General features: G+C 60.8%; 5 protein-coding genes. 4 read left to right on the top strand and 1 reads right to left on the bottom strand.

Going from position 1 to position 6,178, the window contains the following annotated elements:
- On the top strand, nt 1-1,027 hold a 1,027-nt coding region (locus LD28_RS0102050), incomplete at its 5' end, for a TldD/PmbA family protein (RefSeq protein WP_033135363.1).
- Nucleotides 1,028-1,111: 84 nt separating this feature from the next.
- Here the strand turns inward: LD28_RS0102050 and LD28_RS0102045 are convergent.
- Complete coding sequence (locus tag LD28_RS0102045; protein WP_033112708.1) at nt 1,112-1,606, bottom strand: zinc ribbon-containing protein; 495 nt, start codon at nt 1,604-1,606, stop codon at nt 1,112-1,114.
- A 145-nt stretch (nt 1,607-1,751) separates the two neighbouring features.
- Between LD28_RS0102045 and leuS the strand changes: the two genes are divergently transcribed.
- The 3 genes from leuS (at nt 1,752) to holA (ending at nt 6,157) form a co-directional block, all read left to right on the top strand.
- Nucleotides 1,752-4,331 carry a leucine--tRNA ligase gene (leuS, locus tag LD28_RS0102040; protein WP_033135362.1) on the top strand — a complete coding sequence of 860 codons (2,580 nt, stop codon included), beginning with the start codon at nt 1,752-1,754 and terminating at the stop codon, nt 4,329-4,331.
- A gap of 205 nt (nt 4,332-4,536) precedes the next feature.
- Entirely contained in the window at nt 4,537-5,019 is a 483-nt protein-coding gene (locus tag LD28_RS0102035) for an LPS-assembly lipoprotein LptE (protein WP_033135361.1), read from the top strand.
- A 100-nt stretch (nt 5,020-5,119) separates the two neighbouring features.
- Nucleotides 5,120-6,157 (top strand): DNA polymerase III subunit delta, encoded by a 1,038-nt coding sequence (holA, locus tag LD28_RS0102030; RefSeq protein WP_033135360.1) that lies wholly within the window; start codon nt 5,120-5,122, stop codon nt 6,155-6,157.
- The last annotated feature ends 21 nt before the right edge of the window (nt 6,158-6,178 follow it).

Genomic DNA, 6,178 nt, shown 5'->3' with positions numbered 1-6,178 from the left:
GCTCACCACAGATTGCGCCGAGATCAACCAGCCCGATACCACACCGGTAGAGGAGAAGATCGCCCTGGCCCTGCGCCTGGAGTCTGACATGCTGGCGATGCCCGATGTGAGCGGCGCCCCCTACAACAGCTTCTTCGAAGGGGAGAGCCAGCTCTGGCTCGCCAACAGTCAGGGTACCCTCTGCCAGCACGGCGAGTTCAGCGTCGGCTGCTACACCTCGGCGCTGGTGGAGCGGGATGGCCGCCAGTCGATGCACTCGCAGGGGCAGTATGGCCGTCGCTTCGACGAACTGGATAGCCAGAGACTCATCGCACAAATCTATGCCGTCGCCAGCGACCTGCTGCCGGGCGAGGCGGTATCAAGCGGTCGCTACAGCGTCATCTTCAGCACCAACTGCTTCGCCAGCCTGTTTGGCTGCTTTCAGGGGGTACTGTCGGGCAAGTGGGCCCAGCAGGGGATCAACCCCTGGCGGGAGAAGGTGGGGCAGAGCGTCGCCTCCCGCTGGCTCACTCTGGAGAGCCGGGTCTATATGCCGGGCGGCATGAACATCAAGGCATTTGATGGCGAGGGGGCTGCTACCTCGGATCTGCTGCTGATTGGCGACGGCGAGCTGAAAACCCTGCTCCACAACAGCGCCACCGCCCGCCACTTTGGCGTCGCCAGCAACGGCTCGGCCGCCCGCGGTGCTCGCAGCGCTCTCGATGTGACCGCTCGCCATCTGGTGTTTGGCGCGGGCCCGCACTGCGAAGCAGAAGTGCAGAGCGGCGATTATCTGGAGCTGGTCAAGCTGGACGGTCTGCACTCAGGTGCCGATGCGGTAAGCGGCGACTTCTCCTTTGGCGCGTCAGGATTCCTCTGTCGCGATGGCGTGCGGCTCCAGCCGGTACGCGGCATCACGGTGGCGGGCAACTTCTACCGCCTGCTGGGCGAGCTGGAAGCGGTCGGTGACACCTTGCACCACAACGACGGCAAGGGCTTCTACGCCCCGCTTATCCGTTTTGGCGGTCTCTCCGTCGCGGGCAAGTAAACGCCCCGGTGAGACCGGCAAGTAAGAAAAAGGCGCCTGATGGCGCCTTTTTGCTCGTTATCTCGTCCGCATTGATGGCATGACTCAAGGCGAGAGCGGCTCGCGGTGATACTCGGCGCAGCCGCATTCGGGGCAGGTATCGAGCTGTTGGGGATGCAGCACGGTATGGCGCCAGCCACACTGGTCACACACCATGACCCCGAGCCCCACCCAGTCGCCCGCCTCATAGACGCCCTTGTGCTCGAGCTCGTCGGCCAGCTCCCGCCACTCCACCTGGGCGCGGTCGGTCACATCCGCCAGCCAGGACCAGGCGGTGTCTTTGAGGGCCAGCATGAAAGCAGACTCTTCAATCTGCTCGCTATCGTCATGGCGCCCCTCGTCATAGTTGCCCAAATCCCGCTTCACATATTCGGCGATCAGGGCCAGCTCGTCCTGAGTGAGGTCGCTGGCGGCCTCCAGATAGGCCTGCACCTTGGCGATCATCCGGTTGAGGCGCTCCCCCTGGAACTCTTCAGTCTCTTGCCACTGTTTTTGCAGCTCGGCAATGAAGGCTTCGTACCCTTTTTGACGTTTGTCCATGGCTGTTACTCCTCTACTAAACCCTGATCTGGCCCGGCTTAAGGCCCAAGGGACGCTGGCGGTTGTTGCCGCCGCAGGATATGGGTATTCTATTGCGATTTCCCAGCTGATTTATCTATTCATTTCACAGATCCGGATGTCACCAATGCAAGAGCAATACGTTCCCCAATCAATCGAACCAGCAGTGCAGAAGCACTGGGATGCCAAGAAAACCTTCAAGGCCGTGGAGAAAGTAGACAAGGAGAAGTTCTACTGCCTGTCCATGTTCCCCTATCCGTCTGGTCGACTACACATGGGGCACGTTCGTAACTACACCATAGGTGATGTGATCTCCCGTTATCAACGCCTCAATGGCAAGAACGTGCTGCAACCCATAGGTTGGGATGCCTTCGGTCTGCCAGCCGAGAACGCCGCGATCAAAAACAATACCGCGCCCGCGCCCTGGACCTACGAAAACATCGAATACATGAAGAACCAGCTGAAGATGCTGGGTCTGGGTTATGACTGGGATCGCGAGCTGGCCACCTGCAAACCGGATTACTACCGCTGGGAACAGTGGTTCTTCACCAAGCTCTACGAGAAGGGTCTGGTCTACAAAAAGACCTCCTCCGTCAACTGGTGCCCGAACGACATGACCGTACTGGCCAACGAGCAGGTTGTCGACAACTGCTGCTGGCGCTGTGACACCCCGGTGGAGCAGAAAGAGATCCCCCAGTGGTTCATCAAGATCACCGACTACGCCGAAGAGCTGCTGAACGACATCGACAATCTGGAAGGCTGGCCAGAGATGGTCAAGACCATGCAGCGCAACTGGATTGGCCGCTCCGAAGGGGTCAACATCAGCTTCGCCATCGAGGGTCAGGCTGAGCAACTGGAGGTCTACACCACCCGTCCGGACACCTTCATGGGCGTGACCTATGTCGGTATCGCCGCCGGTCACCCGCTGGCGCTGCAGGCAGCTGCCAGCAATCCGGAACTGGCCGCCTTTATCGAAGAGTGCAAGAACACCAAAGTAGCCGAAGCGGAACTGGCCACCATGGAGAAGAAGGGCATGGCCACCGGCCTCTATGCCATTCACCCGCTGGATGGCCGCAAGGTACCGGTCTGGGTCGCCAACTTCGTGCTGATGAACTACGGTACCGGCGCCGTGATGGCGGTTCCGGGCCACGACCAGCGTGACTTCGAATTCGCCACCAAATATGGCCTCGAGATCAAGGCTGTCATCAAGCAGGCCGATGGCGAAGCCCCTGACGTGAGCGAAGCCGCTTACACCGAGAAGGGCGTGCTGTTCAACTCCGGCGAGTTCGACGGTCTCGACTTCCAGGGCGCTTTTGACGCCATCGCCAACAAGCTGGAAGCCCTCGGCCACGGCAAGCGTACCGTCAACTTCCGTCTGCGTGACTGGGGCGTCTCCCGTCAGCGTTACTGGGGTGCCCCCATCCCGATGCTGACGCTGGCTGACGGCACCGTAGTCCCGACTCCGGAAGATCAACTGCCGGTACTGCTGCCGGAAGATGTGGTGATGGACGGCATCCAGAGCCCGATCAAGGCTGACGCCGAGTGGGCCAAGACCACTTACAACGGTCAGGAAGCGTTCCGCGAGACCGATACCTTCGACACCTTCATGGAGTCCTCCTGGTACTACGCGCGCTACTGCTCACCGGACTACGACAAGGGCATGCTGGACCCGGCTGCAGCCAACCACTGGCTGCCGGTGGATCAGTACATCGGCGGTATCGAACACGCCTGTATGCACCTGCTCTACGCCCGCTTCTTCCACAAGCTGCTGCGTGATGCCGGTCTGGTCAACAGCGACGAGCCGTTCAAGCGCCTGCTCTGCCAGGGCATGGTGCTGGCCGACGCCTTCTACTACAAAGACGAGAAGGGCGGCAACGTCTGGGTCAGCCCGACCGACGTCAAGGTTGAGCGTGACGAGAAGGGTCGTATCACCAAGGCCATCGACAACGAAGGCCGTGAAGTGCTCCACTCCGGCATGACCAAGATGTCCAAGTCCAAGAACAACGGCATCGATCCGCAGCTGATGGTCGAGCGTTACGGCGCCGATACCGTCCGTCTGTTCATGATGTTCGCCTCTCCGGCCGAGATGACCCTGGAGTGGTCCGACTCCGGCGTAGAGGGCGCCCAGCGCTTCCTGCGTCGCCTGTGGCGCACCACCTTCGAGCACGTCTCCGGTGGCACCGTTGCCGCGCTGGATCTGGCTGCCCTCTCCAACGAGCAGAAAGCGGTCCGCCGTGAACTGCACAAAACCATCGCCAAGGTGAGCGATGACGTGGGTCGCCGTCAAACCTTCAACACTGCTATCGCCGCCATCATGGAGCTGATGAACAATCTGGCCAAGCTGGGCAGCGACGAGCAGGACCGCGCCCTGATGCAGGAAGCGCTGGAAGCGGTAGTGGTCATGCTCTACCCCATCACCCCGCACATCGGCTTCGAGCTGTGGAAGATGCTGGGCAAGGGCGACGACGTGGATCACGCTGCATGGCCGGTGGCCGACGAAGCGGCCATGGTCGAGACCGAGAAGCTGGTGGTGGTGCAGATCAACGGCAAGATGCGCGGCAAACTGACCGTACCGGCCGAGATCAGCCAGGCTGATGTCGAGAAGCTGGCGATGGCCGATGCCTCCGTCCAGAAGTTCACCGACGGTCTGACCGTGCGCAAGGTGATCTATGTACCGGGCAAGCTGCTCAATATTGTCGCTAACTGATTGGCTGCCAACTGATGTCATATCATTTGGCGACCTTGGCTGACTGTGTGGCCACTCATGGGTAACGACGTACCGGCCCATGACAGCTCAACATTGTCGCTAACTGATCGGTTGCCAACTGATCATTGCCAATCTGTGACAGCAAACGGATGATAACGGCGGGCCCTGCGCCCGCCGCTTTCCCTTAATGCAAAGAGGATTTTCTATGGGCACCATCTTCACCCGCTGGATGGCCATCGTGCTGGCTGGTCTGCTGCTGCAAGGCTGCGGCTTTCACATGCGCGGCAACGGCATTCCGAGCGAGCTGATGACCATGAAGGTCGTGGGCGACAACAAGAGCGACTTCTACCGGATGGTTACCACCCGCCTGAAGGCCTCTGGCGTGACCCTGGCCGACAAGGAGGGCATTCCGGTGCTCACTCTGGGTGGCATAGGCAGCACCAGTCAGGTCGCCTCGGTCAACGCCCAAGGGGTCGATACCGAGTATGTGCTGGGCTTTGGTACCCAGTTCACCATCTCGGTGCCGGGCAAGCCGACTCAGGTCTTCCCCATCAACTTCAACCGCAGCTTCCTCAACAAGCCGGATGCAGCGCTCGCCTCCTCCCGTGAGCAGGAGCAGCTCAACCGCGAAATGCAGGAGCAGGCGGCCAATCAGGTGATCCGGCAGTTGAGTCAGGTCAGCTTCTGATGCGGATTTACCCTGAGCTATTTAGTGACAAATCGCAGTTCAAGCAGCCAAAGCATGCAGCTACGCTTGTGCGCCTTCATTTCAGTCAGGCAAGCTTCTGATGCGGATTTACCCTGAGCAATTTGGTGACCACCTCAAAGCAGGGCTTCGGCCCTGCTATCTCGTTTTTGGCGACGAGCCCCTGTTGCGACTGGAGGCCATCGATGCCATCCGCCAGGTCGCCCGCAAGCAGGGTTTCGATGAGCGCCACACCTTCGTGGTGGAACAGGGTCTGGACTGGAATCAGGTCTACGATGCCTGTCAGGCGATGAGCCTCTTCTCCGCCCGCCAGATCATCGAGCTGGAGCTGCCCGCCAAAGTGGACAAGGATCTGGCCGCCCGCATCAGCGAAATTGGCAAACAGCTCCATCCCGACCTGCTGCTGGTGCTGAGTGGCGGTCGCCTCAACCAGACCCAGATGAAGGCAGCCTGGTTCGACAAGCTCTACCAGATCGGCACCTATGTGCCGGTCAACCATCCGGAGCCCAAGTTCTTCCCGCGCTGGATGAGTGCCCGTTTTCAGCGCTTCGGCCTCAAGGCGCTGCCGGATGCCATCAACTTCATGTGCCACTCCTATGAGGGCAACCTGCTGGCCGCCAGTCAGGAGATCGAGAAGCTGACCCTGCTCTCGCCGCCCCAGCCCATCAGCGTCACCTATCTGCAAGAGACCATTATCCGCCACGCCCACTTCACCCCGTTCCAGCTGGTCGATACCCTGCTGGAGGGCAAGGTGAACCGGGCCCAGCGCATTCTGGCCGCCCTGCGGGCCGAAGGCACCGAGCCGGGGATGCTGGCCTGGACCCTTTGCCGCGAGCTGGAGCAGCTGACCGAGCTGTCGCTGGCCATGCGCAACGGCCAGCCGCTGGGAGAGCACTTCAGCCGCCTGCGCATCTGGCAGAGCCGCCAGCAGCTCATTCAGCAGGCGCTGACCCGACTGCCGTTTGCCAAGTTGCAGCAACTGTGGCAGCTGATGGCACAGCTGGACGACGCCCAGCGCCGCTTCGATACCGAACAGGCCTGGCTGATGTTGCAGACCATTGCCCTCGGCTTTCGTGATGGCACCCCGCTGCCGCTGGTGATGGAGAGCAGCCCGTGCTGAAGGCTGCAATCAGTCTGCTGA

It is taken from the genome of Aeromonas finlandensis, from assembly GCF_000764645.1.
Taxonomy (GTDB): Bacteria; Pseudomonadota; Gammaproteobacteria; order Enterobacterales; family Aeromonadaceae; genus Aeromonas; species Aeromonas finlandensis.
The sequence above is the reverse complement of the archived record's forward strand: the minus strand, read 5'-3'. Positions and strand labels throughout refer to the sequence as shown.